A 770-nucleotide genomic window follows, 5' to 3' on the forward strand; every position below is an offset into this window, starting at 1 on the left:
GGTGTGGGCCGGGCGGCGGCGGGGGGGGTTGCGCCCCCCCCCCCCGCCCCCACCCGCCCCGGGTGGCCCGGCAACAGTACCCGGGGGCCCCACGGGCGCGCGGCGGGCCGCCCCCACTTCTGGGCTGGTGCTTGAGGTCAGATACCTCGGTGGCTCTGGTAGTAGCCCGCGACCTGCTCGTGGTAACCGGCGTCGCTGACGTGCTTGTCCTTGTCGAACTCGGGGGAGTTCTTGATCTGGTCCTTGGTGAGGGCGACGTAGATCTTGCGCTCGGCCTGGTCGACCCTATGTACGGTGCCGGCCGGCAGCAGAACATGCTTGCCGAAGATCCACACGCCGGTGTCGACAACGAGGTACGAGGAGTCGACGTCGTCCGAGTGCTTGTCGACCTTGCCGATACTGCCGTCGGTCGCCTCGACCTTGTACCCGGTCAGGTCGGTGCCCGCGGTGTGGCCGGTGGTCGGCTGGTAGCCCCAGATGTTGTCACTCATAAAGAACGGCTCCCTCATCGAGATTCATTGCTGACCCGCAGTCGAAATGCGGAGTCTTTCAAGGCGTCATCGAATTCGGTGACGTTTCCTCAGAAAGTCGGGTGCCCAGGCTTCTTGAAACCACACATTCGGTCTGCAGGAAGAGGGGGTGACCGGAGGTGCCGTGCTGGAGGCCATGGTTCCTGGCGTCACGGCCACCTCCGGCCATGACCTCCATGTACCCCGAATCGGCAAAATCACCACATTCATCCCTGCAGTAACAGTGAGACGGAAAACGGG

General features: G+C 64.4%; 1 protein-coding gene. It reads right to left on the reverse strand.

The window, feature by feature from the left end; all coding sequences use genetic code 11:
- Nucleotides 1-137 precede the first annotated feature (137 nt).
- Entirely contained in the window at nt 138-491 is a 354-nt protein-coding gene (locus ACFWBT_RS40840) for a PRC-barrel domain-containing protein (RefSeq protein ID WP_385709265.1), read from the reverse strand.
- Nucleotides 492-770 lie beyond the last annotated feature (279 nt).

It is taken from the genome of Streptomyces sp. NPDC060027, assembly GCF_042737005.1.
Taxonomy (GTDB): Bacteria; Actinomycetota; Actinomycetes; order Streptomycetales; family Streptomycetaceae; genus Streptomyces.

Excerpts from the sequence above, each read along its gene's own strand:
- ACFWBT_RS40840 (WP_385709265.1), bottom strand. The coding sequence starts at position 491 with ATGAGTGACAACATCTGGGGCTACCAGCCGACCACCGGCCACACCGCG.